Below are 23,899 nucleotides of genomic sequence, written 5' to 3' on the forward strand. Positions count from 1 at the left end.
TCCGGATCCTGAAAGAAAGCGATCCGCGCAGGATTGCGGGCCCGGGTTCCTCAAACATTCGAATGCCGCTGGCCCATGCGGAACGGGAACATTGCCTGTCCCGCGGCGGTTACGAGCCCACAAGTCGAATGACTGTAGGAGAGATCGCGATGAGAGCAATATTAGCAACGATTGTGCTGGGCTTTGCCCTGCCGGCATTGGCTGCGGACGTCCCGAGTCAAACCAAAGATTTCATAAACAATGCCACCGTTGGGAATAAATTTGAAATCGACACGAGCCAGCTTGCGTTGAAATACGCCAAGTCACCCGAAGTGAAGAGCTTCGCGCAGCAGATGATCACCGATCACACCAAGGCGGGTGACGAGTTGAAGGCAGCTCTCACGGAAGCCAAAATCGAGCCGCCTTCAGACACTCTGGATGTGGCGCACGCGGCCAAATATGCAAAGCTGCGGCTGTTCACGACTGAGCATGGGTTCGACGCTGCCTATACGGACGAGCAGCTGAAGGCGCACGAGGATACCGTTGCCAAGTTCAAGGATTATGCAGCGAATGGACCGACGCCGGAAGTGAAGGCCTTCGCAACGAAACTTCTTCCCACGCTTCAGCACCATCTGGAGATGGCGAAAGATCTCAATGAGAAGGTGCACTCAAAAAGCTAGCACGCGAGAGCTTTTCTCGAACTCGATCACAAAATGAAAAAGGCCCCGAAGTGAGAAGCCTTCGGGGCCAAATGCAATATTAACAAATGAATGTACGGGAGCGTACAACAAGAAAATCCTAGTTGAATCGCGCCGATTCTGCAATTGCCAGCGACGATCAGCGCGACTCTACCCACACAAAAAATGCAATCCTAATTCTCTTCGCCGCCTCTCGATGTTCAACATAGCCGTGCGCTTCATCGCGAAGCGGATCTGCTCGTCTCGTTGGAAATAAGCGAAATCACCTTGGGCGCTCGGAGCCAACGCCTGAAGCAATTTCGCCCGCTTGTGTGATTGAGCGAATGCCCGCTAGTAGGTGGGAACGATCGCAGTCACGAGAGTGGGCATGCCGTGAGTAAGCTTGACGACGTAGTCAAAGAAATCGCCGATGAGATGCGCCACATGCCGGACCGAGGAGTGGTTGCATCCTACATTCCCGAACTGGCGCGCGTTGATCCGAAGGCTTTCGGTATCGCCGTTATCGACACTGAAGGAAACGTCGCAGCCGGCGGCGACGCCGATACGCCGTTTTCGATCCAAAGCATCTCGAAGGTCTTCACGCTGACCCTCGCTCTGGGCAAAGTGGGTGATAGACTATGGGACCGCGTCGGCCGCGAGCCCTCGGGAAGTCCCTTTAACTCGATCGTTCAGCTCGAGCACGAAAAGGGTATTCCGCGGAACCCCTTCATCAACGCCGGAGCCATCGCGGTAACGGATCTGATCCTCTCAGGACATTTGCCCCGCGAGGCGCTCGGCGAAATCCTGAGGTTCATGCAGTTCCTGGCCGACGATTCGACCATCACGATCGACCAGGAAGTTGCCGCCTCAGAGCACAGAACGGGCTTCCGCAATGCCGCGCTCGCCAATTACATGAAGTCTTTCGGCATCCTCAATAACCCCGTCGACTTCACCCTCGGCGTTTACTTTCATCACTGCGCAATCGCAATGTCTTGCCGACAATTGGCCATGGCGGGACGGTTTCTTGCACAATTTGGAAGCAATCCGTCTACTGGACATGCAGTCGTTCAGCCAGAGAGGGCGCGTCGGATTAACGCTCTCATGTTGACCTGCGGGCACTACGATGGATCCGGCGAATTCGCCTACCGCGTCGGTCTGCCCGGCAAGAGCGGGGTAGGGGGTGGCATCCTGGCCATTGCTCCCGGCACGGCCTCCATCGTCGTCTGGTCGCCCGGATTGGATAAGACAGGGAACTCGCGTCTGGGCCGTATCGCGCTCGAGCGCCTCACCAGCCGAATGGGCTGGTCGATCTTTGGGGCATGACGTTCTGAGACCATTCGAACGAGGCCGAGACCTCAAAGGGCTCGTAGGCACGCACGCTCAGGTGGTGAACAGGCCAGTCCGGGATTCGTCTATATTGGGGGTGGGCAGAGCCGGAAAATAGAGCGCTTCCAAACCTCGGTGGCGGTCATTCCCCGCCTCGCGCGAAAAGGACCAAAGCCCTTCGCGCGATATCGATCAATTCCTGAGGTTGAAGAAAGTGTCGTTAAGAATGACGTCTACAACTCGGGAGCCTCAGCTCCAACGCACCAGCTCGGCATCTTCAATGGCTGCTTCGTGATACCAGCAGCTGCCGTACTCGACCGGTCTGGCGAGCCGCGAGGGAATGATCGCAGCAGCTTGTTTGACGAGGCGCTGTCCATGCAAAGAAGCACGTCCGCCCCTCGGGAATTGGTAGATCTTTGCCGATGGTCTCATGTGCATTTCAGTCATCTAAGTCGCTCCTTGAAGTCCCACTGCTTGCACGGCGCAGTCGGATCGTCATCTATTCTCGCCCGTTTATTCTGATGCCTCAATAAAAATCAGCAGTTGCTCAAACTATGGGCATGCTTGGATTTGCATCTTTCGTTAGCATCCGTGCCGTGGTGAACGCTCGCAGCACGCGTCGTGTTCCGCCACGTTGCCTTAGGCCTCCCATGGGCCTGCATCACAAGAGGGAGACTGGATGCTGACCGGCGTGTCTCAAGATGAGAGCGAGAGACTCTGCGCTGGAATAGCATCCGCACGCAAATCTCGATCCGCCTTGGCTGTCGGCAGACGGCGCCCAGGCGAGCTCCCCGACGATGCAGGTTCTCATCGAGGCCCAAGCGCATTCGCGGAGCCGTCCGCAATTTCAGACTTCAGCGCCGAGGCAATCCAACGCCGGTCGCAGCAAACGCATTAGGAATTCTCAGAACGCTAACTCAGGGAGCAGCTCAGAATGACGAAGTATAAGCTTGAGTACATTTGGCTCGATGGTTACACGCCGGTCCCGAACCTGCGTGGCAAGACGCAGATCAAGGAATTCAGCTCCTTCCCCGACCTCGAGCAGCTTCCCCTCTGGGGCTTCGACGGCTCGTCGACGATGCAGGCTGAAGGCCACAGCTCTGACTGCGTCCTGAAGCCGGTCGCTCACTATCCCGATCCCGCCCGCACCAACGGCGTGCTCGTCATGTGCGAAGTCATGCTGCCGGACGGCAAGACACCGCACGCCTCGAACAAGCGCGCAACCATTCTCGATGATACCGGCGCGTGGTTCGGCTTCGAGCAGGAATACTTCTTCTACAAGAATGGCCGTCCGCTCGGCTTCCCTGAGGCTGGCTACCCGGCTCCCCAGGGCCCCTACTACACAGGCGTCGGCTACAAGAACGTCGGCGACGTCGCGCGCCAGATCGTCGAAGAGCATCTTGATCTCTGCCTCGCAGCCGGCATCAACCACGAAGGCATCAACGCCGAAGTCGCGAAGGGCCAGTGGGAATTCCAGATTTTCGGCAAGGGCTCCAAGAAGGCCGCTGACGAAATGTGGATCGCACGTTACCTCTTGCTTCGCCTCACGGAGAAGTACGGCATCGACATCGAATTCCACTGCAAGCCGCTTGGCGACACAGACTGGAACGGCTCGGGCATGCACGCAAACTTCTCGACGACCTACATGCGCGAAGTCGGCGGCAAGGAATACTTCGAGGCTCTGATGAAGGAGTTCGACAAGAACATCCAGGAGCACATCGCGGTTTACGGTCCCGACAACCACATGCGCCTGACCGGCAAGCACGAGACGGCGCCGTGGAACAAGTTCAGCTATGGCGTTGCCGACCGTGGCGCCTCGATCCGCGTGCCGCACTCGTTCGTCAACAACGGCTACAAGGGCTACCTCGAGGATCGCCGTCCGAACTCGCAGGGCGACCCATACCAGATCGCTTCGCAGATCCTGAAGACGATCTCCGCGGTGCCGGCAGGCGCCGTCGCAAAGGCAGCCTAAGTCTCTCAATCGCGGCGCCGGCTTTCCAGTCGGCGCCGTGAGTCTATCTGGGACTGCGCGGCACAAACGCCATCCCCGCAAAAAACTCCGGGACCGTGCGGTTTTACTGAAGTTCCGCAGATTTCTTGCTGAGCAGCGCCGCTCGTCTGGCACGCGATGACGTCTGGTGATGTTTGCTTCTTCGCGAAGACGATCGCATCGTCGTTTTCTGAGGCTCTGGCGGCGTAACATCCGCGACGAGCTGCAGCGTCGTTTTCGGCTTTAAAAGAACGACCTTATACCCACCCGCTTTAAGTTTCGCGAGAAGACCGGGCACAGCACCGGCAGTCCACTTATGGATGTCGTGCATCAGAATGATCCCGCGGCCACGTGCCTTCAATCCCGCCATAACCTTTGCGATGACTGGGGCTGAACTGCGCATGCGCCAGTCGGAGGAATCGATGTCGACCGCGAACTGCGCGATGTTGCGGCTCTTGAAATAATCCTCGTCGAGCTTGCTGCTCGAGAGATACGGATAGCGGAAAAACGGCGCGACCGGCTGGGGACTAGCCTTCTGCACGACATCGAACGTCGCTTCGACCTCGCGGGTGACTTCGGGCAAGTCAAGCCGCGCGAGATTGGGATGAGACCACGTGTGCGTTCCGATGGTATGGCCCTGGTCCGCCACCTCTTTGACGATCTCGGGATGCACGGCGACCATTTCGCCGACCATGAAGAAGACGGCCTTAGTGCATTCCTTGGCCAGTGCGGCGAGGATCTCGCGCGTGTCCTTCGGCGAAGGGCCGTCATCAAACGTGAGAACGACTTCGCCCGGAGCGAGGAAATTCGGATCGCCAAGCGGGGCGCCGATCCATGGGCCGCCGGTCGCGTCGACTTCGATCGTGCGTGAAACGCCGAGCGTACCAGCCGGGCAAGCGTCGTCTGCGAGCGCGGGCGCCAACGTGCCAATGGCAGCAGCAATAACGGCTGAAGCAGCCAGGCTCAGGTTCCGTCGTCGCATTTGAAATCCAGTTGAGAAGGGCCGAACAGGTTCCGAAGTCGTTTACAACAAGCGGTCTTGAGTCTGACCATACAATTTGGTGAGCCTGCGGGGCCCATCTGCACAGAAGCTCACTCCCGGGGAAGGCGTATCAACCCCAAAAGAATATATCAACTTCCGCTCGGAGCGAGCTAGGTCAGAGACGAGGGCACCCCGAGAATCGCTTCGCCTGGGGGGACGATGGGCAACATTCTCTCGCGATTTCCCTGCAATTTCACGGGCGCGGCATACGCTCCACGTGAACCGCCGGTGCAAAATTTCATGCCGCGGAGAAAAACTTGATCCGACCGCAGTCGATTCGAGGGCCAAAGGCTACCGAAGCAGAGAGTTCACCTTGAATTTTTGAATATCGGCGGGGACTGACCAAACTCTACTGAGGAGCCGGCTTTTGAGGCGGCGTTGCCTGCGAAGGCTGCTCCGCAGGCGCCTTGTTCTGCACGCCCTCCATTTGCGGCGGCGTCTTTCGAATGAATGCAATGGCGAAGCCGCCGAGAATGAGCACTGCGAGGGCCGTCGATATGATCAGAACCCGAAAGTTCATCTTTCGAGGACTGGCTTGTCGAGCTTCGGTCGGTGTCTTCGCCACGGATGAGCCTTTCGCGTTCAACCGAAGAAATATGCGAGCGCTATCAAAATGACCGCGACGTGGGCGACGAAGATGGTAACGCCGCGTATGAAATCCCGATAAGTGCGGACATGATTTTCGAATTCCTGCACCGTTGGCGCGTACGGCTGCTTCTCGACGGCAGCGCGTTCGATGCCTTCTTCTTCCAACATCTCTAACGCGGTAGGATTGCTGGTCACAGCCATGATCGCCTCCATAACCTTGAAGGTTAAACCTCGGTCCAGGGGTGCGTGTTCCCGCATGCATTTGCGTGTTCGAACCGCACACCTGTATCCGTACGGGAGCATCTAGCGGGAGCGCGGGTTAACGCACGATGAGGCCGAGTTGTCGGACGTGATACCTATTCGTCCAAAATTTTACGTAGTTTGAAGGCAAGCGCTTCGACATTGAACGGCTTGCTGAGAAGACTTGTGCCGGGATCGAGCACGCCATTATGGACGATGGCATTTCGCGTATATCCGGTCGTATACAGAACTTTCAACTCAGGTTGCTTCTGACGCGCGCGATCTGCAAGCTCCCGCCCCGACATGTCGGGCATGACGACGTCGGTGAAGAGCAGAGCAATGTCGTCATGTGCCTGAAGCAATGTCAGCGCCTGCTGCGGGCCACCCGCTTCCAGAACGCTATAGCCGAGTTCCCTCAACGCTTCGACGGACACTGCGCGAACGCGATCATCATCCTCGACGACGAGAATGATTTCCCTCGTCGAACCCTGTTGCAGGTCGACAGGGTTGCGCGTCTCGGGAACTCCGCTGGCCTCGCCGTAGAAACGCGGCAGATAAACTTTGACCGTCGTGCCGACGCCAACTTCGGAATAGAGTTTGAGATGTCCGCCGGATTGGCGCACGAAACCGTAAACTTGGCTTAGTCCGAGGCCTGTGCCTTTGCCCACGTCCTTGGTTGTGAAGAACGGCTCGAATGCTTTTTCCATGACGGCAGGTGCCATACCGCTGCCGGTATCGGTGACGGCGATCATCACGTATTGACCGGCAGTGACCGAGTATTCCTTGGCGTAAGTATCGTCGACGACCGAATTCGATGTTTCGATCGTCAATCGTCCGCCCTTCGGCATCGCGTCGCGCGCATTCACGGCGAGATTGATGAGCGCATTCTCGAGCTGAGCGGGATCGGCGGTCGCGCGCCAAAGGCCCGCGGCGAGCACGGTCTCGATCTTGATGGTTTCCCCAAGCGTCCGCGCGAGAAGCTCGCTAATACGTGAGACGAGTTTGTTGGCGTCAATCGGCTCGGGAGCGAGCGGTTGTTGGCGCGAGAAGGCGAGCAGGCGCTGCGTCAGGCTTGCAGCTCGCTTTGCGCCGTCGATGGCCGCATCGGCAAAGCGTTCAACGTCGGTCTCGCCCTTCGCCAGCCGTCGCTTCAAAAGATCAAGGCCGCCGAGAATAACGGCCAGCATGTTGTTGAAGTCGTGCGCAATGCCCCCCGTCAATTGACCGACCGCTTCCATTTTTTGAACTTGACGCAACTGCTCTTCCGCCTTTGAGCGCGCGTAAATTTCGTCCAGCACCCGCTGTTCGAGCGTGTTGTTGAGCGCCTGGAGCGCTGCCTCGGCGCGTTTGCGTTCCGCGATCTCGCGCTCCGCGGCCTGATAAAGCCGCGCATTGTCGATCGCCGTTGCCGCTTGCCCCGCGATGCCGACCAGAAGCTCTTCATGCTCGGCGATAAATTTTGCCCGTGAGCCGTGGCCGAAAAACAGGCCGCCGATAACGCCGCCAGATCGGGAGGTTACGGGAACAGCGAGATAGCTGCGTACCGGAAGATGCCCTTTCGGCATGCCGTAATGGGGGGCGTTCCGTCCGTAACGTGGATCGTTCAAGATATCGTCGGAGCGAACAGTCCCGACGCCCCGGAACGTCGGCTCGAAGATCGCCGTGTTGCGCGGCATCGGAAAGTTTTCGAAACTTTCTCGCGGGACGCCGGATAGCCCGTACAACATGTAGCTTTCGCCGTTCTCGTCGATGACGTTGTAAAAAAACGCCCCGAACTCAGCGCCGACCAGGTCGGTGCATGCGTCTGTCACGATTTGAACAATGCGCGTGACGTCGAGTTCGGCGGCGACCGCGGCGCCCGTGCGGTTCAGCACATCAAGCTTGCGCGTCTCCGCGCGATTGGCGGCTTCAATTTGCTTCTGCTCGGTGACGTCGTGACCTTGGATGAAAATGCCGGTAGTTTTCCCATCGCCGGTCGTGATCGGCTGATATACGAAATCGAGGTAATGCGAAGCGAATGGACCGCCTGGCGAATGCTGGAGATTGACCGGTAAGCCCCGTCCAAGAAATGGCTCCCCGGTTTCGTAGACGCGGTCCAGCAATTCAAGGAAGCCCTGATTTGCAACTTCCGGAAGGGCATCGGAAACGGACTTGCCCAATACTGGACGGTTCCCAATCAGAGTCTTGTAGGCCTCGTTGATCATCGTGAATTTGTGCTGGGGGCCGCTTAGAACCGCGATAAAGCCAGGCGCTTGCTCGAACATGCGCTTGAGACTTTCTCGTTCGGCCTTCAACTCGCGTTCTGCCTGCACCTTCGCTGTGATCTCTACGACAATTGCCATGACGCCGACGGGCGTGCCTTCCTCGTCGAGCAACGGCGAATAATCGAGATCGAGCCAGACCTGCTCACCCTGACCGCCGCGCCGGTAGAGCGTGAGTGGAAATTCACGATATGCCAGCGTATCTCCCGCCAGCACCACCTTCATGACGTTGTCGTTGAAATCCGCGACCTCCGGCCACCCTTCGCGAACCTTTGATCCAAACAGCGCAGGATGACGTTCCCCCGCGAAGGCTGAATAGGCATCGTTATAAATCATGACGCCGTCTTCGCCCCACAGCGTCACGATCGGTACCGGAGAACGTAGGACGAGGGACAAGGCGGCTCTTTGGCTCATCGGCCAATTTTCTATTCTGCCGATCGGGGTACGTGACCAGTCGAAGCTCGCGATGATCTGCGATGCTTCTCCGCCGCCTGCGAGGAACGGAAACTCAATCTGACTGCTCAACGCGCGCCGCTCCCGTCATCTATCCATCACTAGGTATAATCGTTCGACCGATAGGGAAACGTTCGCACACAGAAGAAGCGGCAATGCTTGCTGGAAATTTCTGTAACTGCAAGCTCATCGGAATTGGCGCGACTTTGTCGCTTTCGGGAGGAGGGCGCTAGGGACGGGTCGACTGATGGTCAGAAGATCGGTGGGCCGGCACTGTCCCACACTCAATCGCAAATCGAGCGCGTCGCAAATCGAACGACGCTGCTCGCAACGCCAGCCCCGGAGTAAAGTTCCGCGCATACCTGAGCCTGCGTGCGGCCAAGGACTCTAGAACGTAGGCTTTCAGCTAGGCGGGCGGCTGACCGTTGCGGCACTCTTCAGCCGCTGGCGAGCCGGCTGGCGATGAGGCTATTCACAACGATCGAGACGTCGTCCGGATTGTAAGGCTTTCCGAGAATTGGGGTATTGGGATAAAGCGTGCCCAGCTCATCCTCACCGGCGCCGGTGCAAATGGCGAATGGAATGCCTTTGTCGTCGAGCGCACGCGCCAATGGCGCAGCCTCGCCGTCCTCCAGAAGGTAATCGACAACGGCGATATCGACTTCCTCCGTACCGAGCACTTCAAGCGCCTCCCTTACGGTCACGCTTGGGCCGACAACGCAACAACCATACCCCTTGAGGATCTCCTCGAGGTCGAGAGCGATCAGCGTGTTGTCCTCCACAAGCAGAACTCGCGGCGGAGGTATTTGTCCGAAAATCTTGGTCTTCACCATACTTCCCGAACCGCCAAACTTCATACGAGAACTCCGAAAAGCCGATCCTCAATCCTTTTGCAATATTAATCAATCCGTTAATGGCGGCACTTGCTCCTCTGTCGCGAAATTGTGAGCGAACGCAGGAAACCATTCCTGCTTCATGGGCGTTAGCCGCTGTCATCTCTCAGTTTGAGTAACTTACTAACTCGGGACAGAAACCCTTTATGGAATGCGCGAAGGAGGTCGCGATGAGTGCCGCTGCAAACAGGGACGAACGTCTGCAAATTATGCTTGAGCCCGAAGAGCTGAGAGCTGTCGATGACTTTCGCTACAAGTATCGTCTTCCAAGCCGGGCCGCAGCCGTGCGCGAATTGTTGAAGCGCGGACTATCGAGCGCGCCGACGGGACAGGTCGACGATCACTCCCGATCGCAAGATTTCGGCGTACTCGGCATTGCCAACGGTAGTCGCTTCAAAGAGGTCGATAAATCTCGCGAAGAGAAGTAACGCAGGTCGCAAGCTATCGTTCGAGCCGAGCGACCGGTTAAATCGCGCCAAGAGATCTTACCCGTATTTGAACCCCTATATCCCAGAAAGCTTCACGTTTGCTTCCACGCTTGTCTCCGACCGAAAACGGCATTTGGTTCCGCGACGCGGGCCTCTAAAACTCGCGAAATCAACGCGTTATGCGGGCCTTCGTCAGAGATACGAAGAGGGCGCCCATCCTTGTCCAGGCTTACCTGCGATTTTTTGCTTTTTGACGGAACTTCGAGGGGCGCGTTGCCGTTTTCTGCTTACAATCTCCCCCCAGATTGTACTCCTGGCGCTATTCCCCCGTAGCGCCGTCCCAAAAGACGTCGGCTTTTCCCCGAAGCCGGCGTCTTCTCTTTTCGGGCTCACGGGACGAACTTGTGACTGCCGGGTGGAATAACCAGCGGCGGGTGATCCAAACGGTCAGCTGGCTAGCGCTCTCTCTTTTTCTGACTGCCGCAAGCGCGTGAGCAGATCCGACATAAAATCCGGAAAGCAATTCAGTTCCCGTTCGAACATTTCCCGCAGACGAGGGCTCGCCCGATCGTTGAACTCGGTTAGCCAATTGTCCTCAAACATATCGTTTTCCCGTGCCTCGCGTTCTGACCCGTTTAAAAAGTCGCGCGGGGAATGTGCAGTTCCGCCCCCTAGGCGGCATATGTTTTTGAGGAGACGGGCGGTTTTTTTTACGTAGTCGCAACGCGCCTGTGCTTTACAGAATTTGCATTGCTGCTGAGCCGCAAATCCCGAGGTTCGCGCTGAAACGAAATCATAAGCCCCTGGGCTACCATCCGAATTGAATTAGGCGGGTGGTGAACTATCCGGCTGGTTTAATTCGCGCTCGGAAGCTGTGCCAAGAGGGCACGCAACAAAGATATCTCGCAGGTGTTTGAACTTCATTGGAGCCGCATCGGCTCCTCAGAGAATGAGGCAAACCCAAATGGAAAGATTTCGAAAGCTGGCCACCATCGCTGTCGCCGCGCTTGCAGTGACAGCATTCTCAGTTTCGGCTGACGCCCACGGCGGCGGTGGTGGCGGACACGGAGGCGGTGGAGGAATGGGCCACGGCGGCGGCTTCGGTGGTGGAATGGGCCACGGACATATGTCCGGAAATTTCGGTGGTCACCGCGGACATGGATTTAGAGGCGGCGGTCCCTGGTTCGGTTACGGATACGACGGCTATTACGACAGCTACTACGATGACGACTATACCTGCTACTGGCGCCACGGGCGCCGCATCTGCGGCTATTACGATTGAGACGATTGATGAAAAGCCCCGGTCACCGGGGCTTTTTTTCTGTGCTGATTGTAGAAATAGAGAGCCCTGCCATCGCTGGCAGGGCTGACAGGAACACGTCACCCTCACGCTTGGCGGTATCGGCTCCCGCTATGCCGACCGTTCAAGCAGCGACGCTCTTCCCGCTGAAGGACGCAGCCAATACAGAAATTCCACGGCACAAACAATTCACAATCCGACGCAGTGTGTAACAGATGTGTCTTCGCAGCCACCCTGCCGCGCTCCCAGAACGATTGCGGCGAAAATCCTGGATGATGATCAGAACAGTTTTCGTCCGGCAACCAAAGCAGCGGGAAGACGAGCGCGAGCGCTTGCAGTCGCGCCGTCGCTGGCAGCTTCGATCGTATGAAGCAGCTCATCGATCTCAAACGGCTTGCCGATGTGAGCTGTCATGCCGGCGGCATAACAGCTGGCGATTTCGTTGGGGAGAACGTTTGCCGTCATGGCGATGATCGGAACTTGGCCCTGGTTGGGCGGCAAATTCCGAATTTCCTTCGTCGCCGCGAGACCATTCATCCCGGGCATCTGCATGTCCATGAGAATGACGTCGAACGTCTCGGATTTCACGAGCGAAATGGCCTCCGCTCCGCTTGCGGCCGTCACGGCGCGATGACCTGCTCGCCGTAAGACCGTCGACGTGAGCCGCCGGTTCGGTTCCATGTCGTCGACCACGAGAATATTCAAGCCGCCGGGGCTAGCGGGCTTCGATTCCGCCGAGCGATCGGCCGGAGGGAGCGCGCGGCTGACGATGAGCGGCAATTCGAACCAAAACGCCGATCCTGCGCCGAGTTCGCTGTGCACGCCGATTTCACCATCCATCGCAACAACGATACTTTTGCTGATGGCAAGCCCGAGGCCCGATCCCGCAAAACGCCGCTCGTAACTTCCGTCGAGCTGACTGAATCTGTTGAACAGTTCCGGTATTGATTTTTCCGGTATCCCAGGGCCCGTATCCTTGACGGTAAAGCGGACCGCAACGATGTCGTCGGAGCGCCGGAGCCATCGGGCTTCGACATCGACGCGGCCTTCGGAAGTGAACTTCACCGCGTTGCCAACGAGATTGACGAGCACCTGCCGGACTCTCTGTGCGTCCGCCTCAACAGTCACCTCATCCAACGCGCTATCGATTTCGGCACTTAAAATTAAGCCTTTCGCCCGCGCCTCGACCTGCATGAGCGATAAGCAACTCTCGATTGTCGGGCGAAGCAGCGTCGGCGCAAGCAACAACTTCAAGCGGCCAGCTTCGATCGCGGAAAAATCGAGAATGTCGTTTACGGTGTTGAGGAGCGAACGCCCCGCGTCCCTCACGATTTCGAGGTCGCGCGCGTCTTCCGCGTTCAAGCCACGCCGTGCCAGCACGAGGCTCGTATAGCCGATGACGCTGTTCAGCGGGGTCCTGATCTCATGGCTCATCGTTGCGAAGAATTCCGACTTCGCCGATGTAGCCCGTTGCGCCGCTTCGTTTGCAGCCCGCGCGTCTTCGATGGAGATCTTCAGCCGCTGCAGAACCCTCAAACGCTCCATGAACATGCGAGCGTTCGTCATGACCAGGATGACGAGGAACACCAAAAAGCTGACGGCCAACGCCGCGAGGAGCAAATTATCTCTGCCGCCGACAATCAACAGCTTGATGATGAGTGGACCGAGGATTGTGCCCGCATAGCTGAGTGCCGCTGCCGGTAGCGGTGCAAGCAGGATGCTGCCGCTTGCTGCCATACCGACCACGAATGCAATGAGGATCGCTTCGCTCGTCCCATTCACGGCGCCTGCCCAAAACACCGCCAAAGATGACCAGGGAACTGCAAGGAGAATGGCGAATACAAGCGCGTTGCGTGCGCTCCGCAACTCGGAGGAATTCTGACCGCGAGGCGTCGGCGAACGATGAAGCGAACGCAAGCCCACGATCCCGCATACTGTCAGCGAGAAGAGGAACCACAGAAAAAGGTCTCGCGCCGGTATGGAGTTCCAGAAGGCGGCGGTCGCGAGCACGACGTTGATGCCATACCCGGCCATCGCATAGGGAGTGACGCGCGCGACGGCCGACAATTGATCGCGATGAACGCGCATCTTACCCGCCATCGACGCCTCCCATGTACGCGTTCAGCGCAGCAACGGCGCGGTCGCCTGCCCTTCGTAGTTCCATCTGGGCTGTGACGACATCGGCTCGTGCATTCCGGCGGGCGAATTCCCTCAATCGCTCGGCCGACGACATCAACTCGCACATTCCAAGCGTGCCGGAGAAATTGATGAGGTCGTGGCAGATCGCTTCGATTTGCGAAGGCGAAAGCTCGAGCGAGCCGAGGTTCACGAGTTGCTGACGAATTCCGGTCTCGAATTCGCCGATGATTTCCCGAAAGCCCTCCATGTCCAAATAGCCCCGCATACGCAGTAACTTGTTGGCATCCAGGACTGGGCCCTCATCGGTAAATACGGCCTCGGGGATCGGAGACTTCATTGAGAGCAATTATTGTCTGACGATAAGGCCGGGCACGCTAATTCGGCCCCCCAGAATATCATCCTCACAATGCATTACTCTGAGCTTAACTGAGCCTTGCGGCCTCCCAATTGAAAAGACAGTGTTCATTTGCGAACCTCCCATTCAATGCCGGATCTAACCTCTCGGTTATAAAAGTTAATGAAAACATTCGTGCTTACTGAGGCCCGCGGAATCCCATTGAGAGCGAGAACGAGGAGCACGCGAGGCTGGCGTTTCAGCAGTTAGGTTCGTTTCGAGAACTCCAGCCTTTCTATTGCCGTCGTTGAGTTTCTGATTGTCTCCGGGGAGCAAGGGACGTCAGTTATGAAATTTGTCGCGTCAGTCGTTCTGCCGGTCCTGGCATTACTCGCGGCGTATGTATCGCCGGTTTTCGCAGACACGCCCGCTTCAGGGCCGCAAGACCCGCAATCCGCCGGCACGACGCCGCTGCCGGCATTTATCCCGTTATCAGGACAGGAGAAATATGCTTCCGCCTTGAAGAGCAAAAGCGGATCGGCAGCCGCCGCGCGACAGGAGGCAGAAAAAATTAGTGCCCTTTTCGCCGGGATGACAACCGGTTCAATTTCGAAAAGTGATGAGGCAGAGCCTGCCGAACGCCGTGTCGAAGCACCGCTCGAGGCTGATCCCGTAAAGCCAATAGCGACTGAAGAACCGTCCGGGCGCTCGATCACCCTCGCATCGAACCAATCGGCCGAAGACAAAACCGGGAAGACCCAGGTTCCGCCGAAGAACGCGCCACCAGCCGATCAGATGAAAGGCACGAGCAAGCCCCACCGGATTCCACAAAAAGCGATAGCCAGAGAGACGCACGGCGGCCCAAGCCTCGCAGGAGGCGAGCCCGGGAACCTTGCGGCCATCGGTCAAAAGGTGAGCGTCATCGATCTGCTGACCAACCCGGCGTTGTGGTGGCACTGAGTACGCCAACAGGCAGTACGAGCCGCGCGCTCATTCGCTTTGCGGCGGCGCCATCACGGGTACTGGCTGTTTTTTGCGAGACGCGCGCCATTCCTCGAAACGCTGGATGATGACGAAGAACGAGGGAACGAACAGCACCGCCAGACACGTCGAAGCGAGCATTCCGCTGAACACCGTGATGCCGATGGACTTCCGCGCCGACGCACCGGCTCCCGAGGCGAACACCAGCGGCGCGACGCCGAGGATGAATGCGAATGACGTCATCAGGATCGGCCGGAACCTCGCACGCGCTGCTTCGAGTGCGGATTCCAGGGTCGGCTTGCCTTCGGCTCTCAGTTCGCGTGCGACCTCCACGATCAAAATGGCGTTCTTCGCCGAGAGGGCAATCAGGAGGACAAGCCCGATCTGAACGTAAAGGTTGTTGTCGACGCCGACCGCGATCAATACCAGCACTGGTCCGATGAGGGATAACGGCACGGCCAGCAAAACCGACATCGGCGCGTACCAACTTTCGTACTGGCCGGCGAGCACGAGATAAACGAGAAGCATGGCCAGCGCGAACACGTAATAGATCTGTCCGGCGACAAGCTTCTCTTGATAGGAGAGCGCCGTCCAAGAATAGCCGACGCCGGGCGGCAGCGTGTGGGCCGCGATCTCTTGCATCAGCTGGATAGCCTGCCCGGATGAAAAGCCCTTGGCCGGCACGCCGACGATCGTGGCTGCAGGATAAAGATTGTAAAGACTGATGAGGGACGCGCCGACCGTCGGCGTGATTGTCAGAACGGTGCCAAGCGGGATCATGTCCCCATTCTGATTGCGAACCCTGAGACGGAGGATGTCTTCAGGCGTCATGCGGAAGTTCGCGTCGGCCTGCACGTAGATTTGGAAAACACGTCCGAACTTGTTGAACTGGTCGACGTAGCTCGATCCCAGATAGCTCGCGAGCGTCGAGAAAACCTGATCGGTCGTCAGCAGAAGCGTCTGCACCTTTTCGCGGTCGATCGTGACCTTGTATTGTGGAGCGGTCGCGCGGAACGACGTCGAAGCCCGCTGAATGCCCGACTGCGTGCTGGCGGCGCGCACCATGGCGTTGACCGAGCTTTCGAGCTTGGCCAAGTCGAAGCTGCTGTCGCGAAGTTCGATCACCATGTTGAAACCGCCGGCATTGCCGATGCCTTGGATCGGCGGAGGCGGCACGACGAGGACGCGACCGTCCTCGATGACCGAAAGCTTGTCGTTGAGAGTCTTATAAAGTGACGCCAAGTCCTGACCCGGGCCGCGCGCGCTCCAATCCTTTAACGTGATGTAGGCAACGCCGGCGTTGGCGAGCGAAGCGCTGTTGTCGAGTGCCGACTGCCCCGCAATGGTGATGACGCGCTCCACGCCCGGCACCGAATTTGCGATCTGTTCAACCTCCTCCAGAGACTTCTGCGTCCGGCCGAGCGAAGCGCCTTCCGGAAGCTGCACCGCCGCGATCAAATATCCTTGGTCTTCGATTGGCAGGAAGCCCGTGGGAACGCGCGTCATTCCGTAAATGGCGGCGCCGATGATGGCCAGCGCAACAATTGCCATCGCCCCGCTGTGGTGGACCATCGAGCCGATCAAGCCCGCGTAGCGGTTCTCGAGCCTCTGATAAAGAGAGTTGAATCCGCGATAGAACGCGTTTCTGTTCTCCATCGGCACGGGACGGCGAAGCCAGAGTGCGCATTGCGTAGGCTTCAGCGTCGCCGCGTTGATGGCGCTGATCAACGCCGTCGCGGCGATGACGAGCGCAAACTGAGCATACATCTGTCCCGTGAGACCGGGCAGGAATGATGCGGGCAGAAACACCGCCATCAGGACCAGCGTGATGCCGATGATTGGACCCATCAGCACGTTCATGGCGGCAATCGCCGCGTCATGGCCGGACATGCCGCGCTCGATATTGTGAGCGGCGCCCTCAACCACGATGATCGCATCATCCACCACGATGCCGATGGCGAGCACGATCGCAAACAACGTGGAGAGATTGACCGAAAATCCTAAGGCCGCCATGGCAGCGAACGCGCCGATGATCGTCACCGGCACTGTCGTCGCCGGAACCAGCATCGCCCGCCAATCCTGGAGAAATACCAGGATGACGATCAACACGAGGACAGCGGCTTCGATCAGCGTCTTGTAGACTTCCGATATCGCCTGCTGCACGAACGTCGTCGTGTCGAAGGGAATGGTGTACACCATGCCATCCGGAAATTCTTTCGCGAGCGCCTGCATCTTCTTCGATACTTCGCCTGCGACTTCGAGCGCGTTCGCTCCCGGCGTCAGGAATATCGCGAGACCGGCGGCTTCCTTACCGTTGAGATTGAAAATCTGCGCGTAGGTCTGCGCACCGAGTTCGACCCGGCCCACATCACGCAACCGGGTCAGATCCCCTGCGTTGCCCGTCTTGACGACGACGTTTGCAAACTGCTCCGCATCTTCGAAGCGCCCGATGACGTCGAGCGTGTATTGGAATGATTGCGCGCCGGCGACAGGCGGCGCCCCGATCTGCCCGGCCGTCACCTCCTGGCTCTGTTGCTGGAGGGCCTGGACCACGTCTTGCGCATTGAGACCGCGCGCCTGCATTTTTTCCGGATCAAGCCAGATCCGCATGGAATATTGCCCGGCGCCGAAAACGTTGACGTTGCCAACTCCCGGTAAGCGAGCAATTTCGTCCTTCAGCCGGATTGTCGCGTAATTGCTGAGATAAAGACTATCGAAGCGGTTATCGGGCGACGTCAGCGTGACGATCTGCAGGATGGCCGTCGACTTCTTCTGAACGACGACGCCCTGCACCTGCACCGATTGCGGCAGCGACGCCATGGCAGCCGAGACACGGTTCTGCACCAGAACCTGTGCTGAGTTGAGATCGGTGCCGATTTCGAACGTGACGGTGAGCGAGTAACTGCCGTCCGACGCGGAAAAAGACTGCATGTAGAGCATTCGCTCCACGCCGTTCACCTGCTGCTCGATCGGCAAGGCGACGGTATCGATAACCGTGCGCGCGCTCGCGCCGGGATAACGCGTCGTCACCTGGACGGTCGGCGGCACGACGTCGGGATATTGCGAAACAGGAAGCCGGAGAAGGCTAACGGCGCCAATGACGACAATCAGAAGCGCGATGACATTCGCGAGAACCGGCCGTTCGATGAAGAACTTCGAAATCATGGCGCAGCTTCCGGTTTAGCTTGGCCTTCGGCCTTGGGTGCGACTTCGGGCTTTGACATGACCTCGGGCTTCGCGATGGTCTCCAACACCGGCTCGATTTTTTCGCCCGCCACCACTGCCATCAATCCCGATATGACGACGCGATCGTCGGGGGTCAGTCCCGTCTTGATGACGCGCAGATCGCCGACCTGCTGGCCGAGCACGACTTTGCGCTGTTCGACGGTGTCGTCTTTATTCACGACAAGCACATAGCGGCCACTCTGGTCGCTGCCGACGATACGGTCCGGAACGAGCAGCGAGCCCGGCTGCTGCGAACGCGGTATGCGTACGCGCACGAAATACCCGGGAAGCAGCGCGCGATCGGTGTTGGGAAACACGGCGCGCACGGCAAGCGTACCCGTCGCGGCCGTAATGCTCGGCGCAACGTAGTCGAGGCTGCCGTGATGCGGATATCCCTGCTCGCTCTGCAGGCCGACTTCCACGGGAATCTTCCTGAGTTCCTCGTTCGTAATGCCCCGCGCCCTCATGTCGGCGCGGATCTCTTGCACGTCGATTTCACTGACCGAAAAATTGGCATAGATCGGTTCGAGTTGAACGATGGTCGCGAGCGTCGTCGGGCTACCGGCGCCCACGAGTTGACCCAACGAAACTTCACGCGACGTCACGATACCGTCGAACGGCGCTCTGACTTCGGTGTAGCTGAGGTTCAGCTTTGCCTGGTCGATGTCGACTTGCGCCTGCTTCTGCTTCGCGACCGCCGCGTCCTTGGCCGCGGTTGCCTGATCGAGCGCAGCTTGGCTGGCGATATTCTTGCCCGCGAGATCGACCTGACGCTTGTAGTCGGCCATCGTCTGCGTTGAAGAAGCCTGCGCGCTCGCCAACCCGGCTTCGGCCTGTTCAAGCGCGAGCTGATAGGGCTTTTGTTCGATGACGAACAGCACTTGCCCGGCCTTTACGAAGTCGCCGTCCTGATACTTGATCCCTTCAAGGAAGCCTTGAACACGCGCCACCAGGGTCGTGCTGTTGACCGCGGCAGTGCTGCCGGTGCTTTCCAGATAGCGGGTGACCGTTTCCTTGAGCGGCACCGCCACTTCGACTTTCCGCGGGGGAGGGGGAACGAACGTATTCTTCTCGCCGCAAGCCGAAAGCGCCAGGGTCGAGACCAGCGTCGGGATTAGGATGCATGCTCGCGTCATGGACCGGCGTGCGGACGATCGCAGTACGGATTCATCACCCATAGAGATTCCACAAGGTTATCGAGGAAATTGGATAAAGGCGTTCAATGAAGCCAAGTCACTTGGCCGACGCCGCAGATATCCTTCATTCCGCATGTTGGTTGCTATACAACTACTGGAGTTGCAGGGTTTCGATTAAAGTTATGCTCGGCAATATAGGAGTGCCGACTTTATAGATTATTGCCGCGTTCCATTCATTTGGATGCTGAAACCGCCGCCACGGATGATGGGCCAATTCCGGCGGCCAAGTTAAGCACTTACGCCGCCATGTCTCCAAAGCATCAGAAACCGCTGGTCGGGGATGGATCTTTGGAGCATTCTCCCCGAAAAAAGAGGAACAATTCCCGATGTATCCGGGAATTAATCCCATAGGGAGGCCAGCTTGAGGTTCGGCGCGATTATCAGAGCTTCGCTGCTTATCTGCGGTGCCGTCATTCTCACTGGCTGCAACGCGCCGCATTCCGAAGAGGCCGAAGACCGTCAGGACGCTCCGAACGCCCTTCCTCCGCCTGTTCACACCATCACGCTCGCCGCGTCGAAAGAGCCGGTGAAGATCGAGGGCATTGCAACCGTCCTCAATCCGGACGTGCTTCTGCAACTTGACGCCGATATCCGCTCCGCCACCGTTGCCGCCAACTTCAGTCATGGACAACTCGAGCGCTTCAAAGCGTCCACCATGCTGTCGAGGCAGACGCTAGAGAACGCAGCGCGCCAGGAGGGCATAGACGCGTCTCAGCTGAAGCTGCTTCTGACGCGCCTTCAGCAATCGTGGGGCGATAAGGCGCCGTTCGTAAATGCTGAAGCCCGGCAGACATTGATGGCCGATATCGCCAATGGTTCACGCGCTGTGCTCCGCTTGGACTTCCCGGATATGGCGACGGACGAGCCGGAGAATGTCCGTGTCGTACCTCTTCGCGGCGGTTTGGAAACGAAGGTCGATACCCTATGGGCCGCGCCTTCCGGAAATCTGGCAATGCCGGGCGTCTCCTTCTTCGGCTTGATCAATGCCGGTCCGGGACTTCGCGCTGGCGATCGCGCGCGCGTAATCGCCGATAGTCCGGAAAGACTGGGCGGTGTCGTCATCCCGAGTGCCGCGCTGGTCGTCTACGGAAGCAAATCATGGTGCTACGTCGAAACAGAGCCACGGAAGTACGAGCGCAAGCTCGTGTCTCTGGAGGCGCCGGTAGACGATGGATATTACGTCAAGGGCGGTTTCGAGCCGGGCGAGCGCGTCGTTGTGAAGGGCGCGTCCATTCTGCTCGCGCGGGAGGCGACGCCTGGAAGCCTCGATGATGACGACGACGCCGGTCCGCAAGCTCCTCCACCCGCGGCGGCACCGTCCGGAATCGGAAAGTCGGCAACGCCTGCCGTAGCCCAAAGCCATACCGCTCCAACCGGCGACCCGGACTAAGCCAGCATGAACGCGCTCATCCGCTGGTCGATCCGCTATCGTGGCATCGTCGCACTGCTCTCCGTCGTCTGGTTCATCGCCGGAATCTTTCTGGCGATGCGGGCGCCGCTCGATGTCTTTCCAGAATTCGTGCCCCCGCAAGTAACGATCCAGACAGAAACGCCCGGTCTCGCGCCCGAGCAGGTCGAGCAAATCATCACGCGCCCGATCGAGGCAGCGATCATCGGCGGACCCGGCATCGATACGGTTCGCTCGGAGTCCATTTACGGCCTGTCGGTCGTTCTCGTGACGTTTGACCAAGGCGCCGACGCCAACGCGGCGAGGCAGGGCATCGCGGAGCGCCTGACGACCCTCAACGGAAAATTACCGGCAGGCATCGGGCCACCGAAGCTGACGCCACTGACATCGAGCACGATGGACGTGCTGAAGCTCGGCATCGTCTCCGATCAGGTCGATCCCTACACCCTGCGCGATATCGCGGACTGGACCATTAAGCCCCGGTTGCTCGCAGTACCCGGCATCGCTCGTGTCACGGTATACGGCGGCGCGGTAAGGCAGGTTCAAATTCAGCCCGATCTCGAACGGATCGCAGCGCTCGGTCTTACAGTGACCGAGGTGATGGACGCGGCAAGCGCTGCCATTGCGCTTCGCGGCGGCGGTATCGTCGAGACGTCAGCGCAACGGATAACAATCGAGACGCCGCCACCCGCGCCGGACCCGCGCGCAATATCGCAAGCCGTCGTCACGATGCAGAACAATCGGCCGGTTCGCCTTGCCGATGTCGCGACAGTGACGATCGGACCCGCAGCGAAAATCGGCGACGCCACGATCATGGGCCAACCCGGTGTTTTGATCACGGTTTCCGGACAGTTCGGCGCCAATACGCTCGATGCCACCAAAGCGACGGAAGCCGCGCTCGACGAACTCAAGCCTGCGCTCGAACGACGGGGCATCACGATATATCCAGCCCTTCACCGGCCGGCATCGTTCGTCGTACGCGCTCTGAAAAATCTTGAGACCGCGCTGACGCTCGGCTCGGCTTTGATCCTGTTCGTGCTTTACGCCTTCTTGAGAAGCGTGCGCGCGTCGCTGATCTCGTTTCTCGCGATACCGCTGTCGCTTCTCGCAGCCGTCGTGGTGTTGAGCGAATTCGGCCAATCGCTGAATACCATGACGCTCGGCGGGTTTGCGCTGGCGCTCGGCGTCCTCGTCGATGACGCGATTATCGATATCGAAAATATCGCACGTCGCTTGCGCCTCGCAGCGCCCGACGCAAACCGCCTGAACATCATCGAAGACGCGTCGATCGAAATCCGCGGCTCGATGCTCTACGGCACGCTGGCGGTGATCTTCGCATTCTTTCCGGTGCTGTTTGCGGGCGGAGTGCAAGGCCGCTTCATTGGACCGATGGCGCTGACATTTATCATCGCGGTGCTCGCTTCAATGCTCGTCGCGTTGACGGTCACGCCCGCGTTGTGCGCGCTGCTGCTGACAAACAGCGAGGACACGAAAGAATCGCCGCTCACGAAGAGCCTCAAAGCCGCTCAGAAATGGGTCCTGGCGCTCGTTCATCGCGCATGGGGCGCGACGGTTCTGATTTTGACGCTCGGCGTGTTGGCTGCTGCTGCCGCCGTCCCCTTTCTCCATAGCGAGCTCATTCCTCAGTTTCGCGAAGGGCATTTCGTTCTGCAAATGGCGATGGCGTCTCCCGGCACGTCGACGGATGATGTCGTGGCCGTCGGCGAGCGCGTGACGCAGGCCCTGCTGAAGCTGCCGTTCGTCGAAACCGTGGGACATCAGATCGGCCGGGCTGAAGCCGGCGAGGATACCTGGAGCGTCGATCGAAGCGAATTTCACATCGAATTGAAACCGGTGCACGATGAAAGCGAAGAGGAAGCGCAAAGCATCATCCGCGACACGCTGCGCGGCTTTCCCGAAGTCCGAAGCGAAACATTGACGTTCCTCGGCGACCGCATCAGCGAAAGTTTGAGCGGCGAGACGGCGCAGGTCGTCATCAGCGCGCTCGGAACCGATCTAGCGTCGCTGGAAAGTGCCGCTGCCGACATTCAGAAAGCCGTCGCGGATATTCCAGGCGTCACCGATCTCAGAATGCCCCGGAGCGCCATGGTGCCGACGCTGTCGGTCAAGCTCGATCCGACAGCGCTCGCAAATTATGGCCTCTCCTCGCGCGACGCCCTCGACGCGATCCAGACAGCATTCGCCGGAACCACGGTGGGCCAGACTTACGATGGCGCACGCACCGTCGATGTCGTCGTCATTCTTTCGCCCGATGATCGCAACCGCATCAGTGCGCTCGACAAGCTGATGATCGGCAACGCGATGACTAGGACGCTTCTGAAGAATGTCGCCGCGATCACGATCACAGAGGGCCGCTCCAACATTCAGCACGATGGCGCGCAGCGTCGCGTGTCGGTCACCTTCAATGGGGCGAAAGGTTATTCGCTGCGCCAGATCGTGAACGAAGCACGCGAACGCGTCGGCGCGCTTGCGTTGCCCAAGGATGTCTATGTCTCATTCGCCGGACAGGCCGAGGCTGAGCGAGAAGGGCAGATCCGGTTGGCCGGCCTGACCGCCATGAGCACTGCGCTCATCATCGCCGCGCTCACGATGGCGTTTCGCCGTCGGGGCCTGGCGGTATTGGTATTGATCAATTTGCCGTTCTGCCTCATCGGGAGCATCGCCGCGATCGTCGTCAGCGGCATCGGCATGACGCTCGGAAGTCTCGTCGGCCTCATCACGGTTTTCGGCATCGGTGCCCGCAACTCGGTCATGATGCTGGCGCACGTCGAGCATGTAGCGGACGAGGAAGGCAAAGGTTGGAGCCCCGAAACCATCCGCCTCGCGGCATCCGAACGTCTCGCGCCGGTATTCATGACCGCGTTGATGGCCGCACTCGGGCTTGTGCCGCTGGCGCTGGGTCTGGGCCGCCCAGGTCACGAAATCGAAGCGCCGATGGCAATCACGGTGCTTGGCGGCCTGACGACGGCGACGCTTCTCAACCTCGGCGTATTGCCGGAAGCGCTCATTCGCCTCGGCCGCTTCCTGCGAATTTCCCGCACCGCCCCTAACTCTCAAGCAACTCGCCCGGAAGTGCCGCCAGCCGCAAAACCCACTGCCGCGGAATAACACGCGCTCGCTGCGGTTCAGATCGGCTGTTTGAACTGATCGACTACATAGATCGTCAGCTTTTTGGGATCATGCTCGCCGGCGCGCATGAAGCCCGTGACCAAAAATGCGACCCGCTCGCGGTTGGCGCTGTCGGTTTCCTTGATGGCGAGCTCGCTGCATGCAAGGTCCATCGCTTGCTGCATGATGTTGAGATGTTCGCTGTCTATCACCCCACGAGGGAACGGCATCTTTGCGCCCGCTATCTAACGACCCACGAGCTATGACGCCGAATGACCCGAATTTGTTCCGCTCGTCGTCGCCGAAGCGG

General features: G+C 58.8%; 19 protein-coding genes. 8 read left to right on the top strand and 11 right to left on the bottom strand.

The genetic code is table 11. The features are described from left to right. Nucleotides 1-62 precede the first annotated feature (62 nt). Nucleotides 63-659 carry a DUF4142 domain-containing protein gene (locus G359_RS06510; RefSeq protein WP_156150688.1) on the top strand — a complete coding sequence of 199 codons (597 nt, stop codon included), beginning with the start codon at nucleotides 63-65 and terminating at the stop codon, nucleotides 657-659. A 390-nt stretch (nucleotides 660-1,049) separates the two neighbouring features. Next, nucleotides 1,050-1,979: a glutaminase gene (locus G359_RS06515; protein WP_082072835.1), complete on the top strand. Its 930-nt coding sequence runs from the start codon at nucleotides 1,050-1,052 to the stop codon at nucleotides 1,977-1,979. A gap of 252 nt (nucleotides 1,980-2,231) precedes the next feature. Here G359_RS06515 and G359_RS19920 read toward each other — a convergent pair whose 3' ends face one another. Next, on the bottom strand, nucleotides 2,232-2,429 hold the full coding sequence (locus G359_RS19920) for a DUF2735 domain-containing protein (RefSeq protein WP_082072836.1): 198 nt from the start codon (nucleotides 2,427-2,429) through the stop codon (nucleotides 2,232-2,234). Nucleotides 2,430-2,916: 487 nt separating this feature from the next. Here G359_RS19920 and G359_RS06520 point away from each other — a divergent pair, with 487 nt between their 5' ends. Then, nucleotides 2,917-3,954 carry a glutamine synthetase beta-grasp domain-containing protein gene (locus G359_RS06520; protein ID WP_045835461.1) on the top strand — a complete coding sequence of 346 codons (1,038 nt, stop codon included), beginning with the start codon at nucleotides 2,917-2,919 and terminating at the stop codon, nucleotides 3,952-3,954. A gap of 103 nt (nucleotides 3,955-4,057) precedes the next feature. Here G359_RS06520 and G359_RS06525 read toward each other — a convergent pair whose 3' ends face one another. The 5 genes from G359_RS06525 to G359_RS06540 all read right to left on the bottom strand — a co-directional run bounded on the left by G359_RS06525 (nucleotide 4,058) and on the right by G359_RS06540 (nucleotide 9,413). Further along, entirely contained in the window at nucleotides 4,058-4,954 is an 897-nt protein-coding gene (locus tag G359_RS06525; RefSeq protein ID WP_045835462.1) for a polysaccharide deacetylase family protein, read from the bottom strand. A 409-nt stretch (nucleotides 4,955-5,363) separates the two neighbouring features. Beyond that, nucleotides 5,364-5,534 (bottom strand): hypothetical protein, encoded by a 171-nt coding sequence (locus tag G359_RS20355; RefSeq protein ID WP_197077639.1) that lies wholly within the window; start codon nucleotides 5,532-5,534, stop codon nucleotides 5,364-5,366. A gap of 62 nt (nucleotides 5,535-5,596) precedes the next feature. Next, nucleotides 5,597-5,803: an aa3-type cytochrome c oxidase subunit IV gene (locus G359_RS19925; RefSeq protein ID WP_197077538.1), complete on the bottom strand. Its 207-nt coding sequence runs from the start codon at nucleotides 5,801-5,803 to the stop codon at nucleotides 5,597-5,599. Between the two features lie 155 nt (nucleotides 5,804-5,958). Continuing rightward, nucleotides 5,959-8,628 (bottom strand): PAS domain-containing protein, encoded by a 2,670-nt coding sequence (locus G359_RS06535; protein ID WP_052699225.1) that lies wholly within the window; start codon nucleotides 8,626-8,628, stop codon nucleotides 5,959-5,961. Nucleotides 8,629-8,993: 365 nt separating this feature from the next. Next, nucleotides 8,994-9,413 carry a response regulator gene (locus G359_RS06540; protein ID WP_045835464.1) on the bottom strand — a complete coding sequence of 140 codons (420 nt, stop codon included), beginning with the start codon at nucleotides 9,411-9,413 and terminating at the stop codon, nucleotides 8,994-8,996. A gap of 206 nt (nucleotides 9,414-9,619) precedes the next feature. On the opposite strand from G359_RS06540, the gene G359_RS06545 reads away from it, so the two are divergent. Beyond that, entirely contained in the window at nucleotides 9,620-9,877 is a 258-nt protein-coding gene (locus G359_RS06545; protein ID WP_045837742.1) for a hypothetical protein, read from the top strand. A gap of 964 nt (nucleotides 9,878-10,841) precedes the next feature. Next, entirely contained in the window at nucleotides 10,842-11,159 is a 318-nt protein-coding gene (locus tag G359_RS20705) for a hypothetical protein (RefSeq protein WP_045835465.1), read from the top strand. A 297-nt stretch (nucleotides 11,160-11,456) separates the two neighbouring features. Here the strand turns inward: G359_RS20705 and G359_RS06555 are convergent, their stop codons facing one another. Together G359_RS06555 and G359_RS06560 are read right to left on the bottom strand one after the other, a co-directional pair. Next, complete coding sequence (locus G359_RS06555) at nucleotides 11,457-13,277, bottom strand: ATP-binding protein (protein WP_052699226.1); 1,821 nt, start codon at nucleotides 13,275-13,277, stop codon at nucleotides 11,457-11,459. Then, on the bottom strand, nucleotides 13,267-13,653 hold the full coding sequence (locus G359_RS06560) for a hypothetical protein (protein ID WP_045835466.1): 387 nt from the start codon (nucleotides 13,651-13,653) through the stop codon (nucleotides 13,267-13,269). Before G359_RS06560 ends, G359_RS06555 begins: the two co-directional genes overlap by 11 nt. A gap of 345 nt (nucleotides 13,654-13,998) precedes the next feature. On the opposite strand from G359_RS06560, the gene G359_RS06565 reads away from it, so the two are divergent. After that, nucleotides 13,999-14,610: a hypothetical protein gene (locus G359_RS06565; RefSeq protein WP_045835467.1), complete on the top strand. Its 612-nt coding sequence runs from the start codon at nucleotides 13,999-14,001 to the stop codon at nucleotides 14,608-14,610. Between the two features lie 30 nt (nucleotides 14,611-14,640). Here the strand turns inward: G359_RS06565 and G359_RS06570 are convergent, their stop codons facing one another. Both G359_RS06570 and G359_RS06575 read right to left on the bottom strand, forming a co-directional pair. Continuing rightward, nucleotides 14,641-17,796: an efflux RND transporter permease subunit gene (locus G359_RS06570; protein ID WP_045835468.1), complete on the bottom strand. Its 3,156-nt coding sequence runs from the start codon at nucleotides 17,794-17,796 to the stop codon at nucleotides 14,641-14,643. Continuing rightward, nucleotides 17,793-18,992 (bottom strand): efflux RND transporter periplasmic adaptor subunit, encoded by a 1,200-nt coding sequence (locus tag G359_RS06575; RefSeq protein WP_045837744.1) that lies wholly within the window; start codon nucleotides 18,990-18,992, stop codon nucleotides 17,793-17,795. Before G359_RS06575 ends, G359_RS06570 begins: the two co-directional genes overlap by 4 nt. A 421-nt stretch (nucleotides 18,993-19,413) precedes the next feature. On the opposite strand from G359_RS06575, the gene G359_RS06580 reads away from it, so the two are divergent. Continuing rightward, nucleotides 19,414-20,442, top strand: a complete 1,029-nt coding sequence (locus tag G359_RS06580) for an efflux RND transporter periplasmic adaptor subunit (RefSeq protein ID WP_045835469.1) — start codon at nucleotides 19,414-19,416, stop codon at nucleotides 20,440-20,442. A gap of 6 nt (nucleotides 20,443-20,448) precedes the next feature. Beyond that, a complete protein-coding gene (locus G359_RS06585; RefSeq protein WP_045835470.1) occupies nucleotides 20,449-23,589 on the top strand; it encodes an efflux RND transporter permease subunit in 3,141 nt (1,046 codons plus the stop codon). Between the two features lie 17 nt (nucleotides 23,590-23,606). On the opposite strand, the gene G359_RS20365 is transcribed toward G359_RS06585, so the two are convergent. Further along, nucleotides 23,607-23,819: a hypothetical protein gene (locus G359_RS20365; protein WP_156150690.1), complete on the bottom strand. Its 213-nt coding sequence runs from the start codon at nucleotides 23,817-23,819 to the stop codon at nucleotides 23,607-23,609. Nucleotides 23,820-23,899: the final 80 nt, after the last annotated feature.

The organism is Hyphomicrobium sp. 99 (assembly GCF_000384335.2).
Taxonomy (GTDB): Bacteria; Pseudomonadota; Alphaproteobacteria; order Rhizobiales; family Hyphomicrobiaceae; genus Hyphomicrobium_B.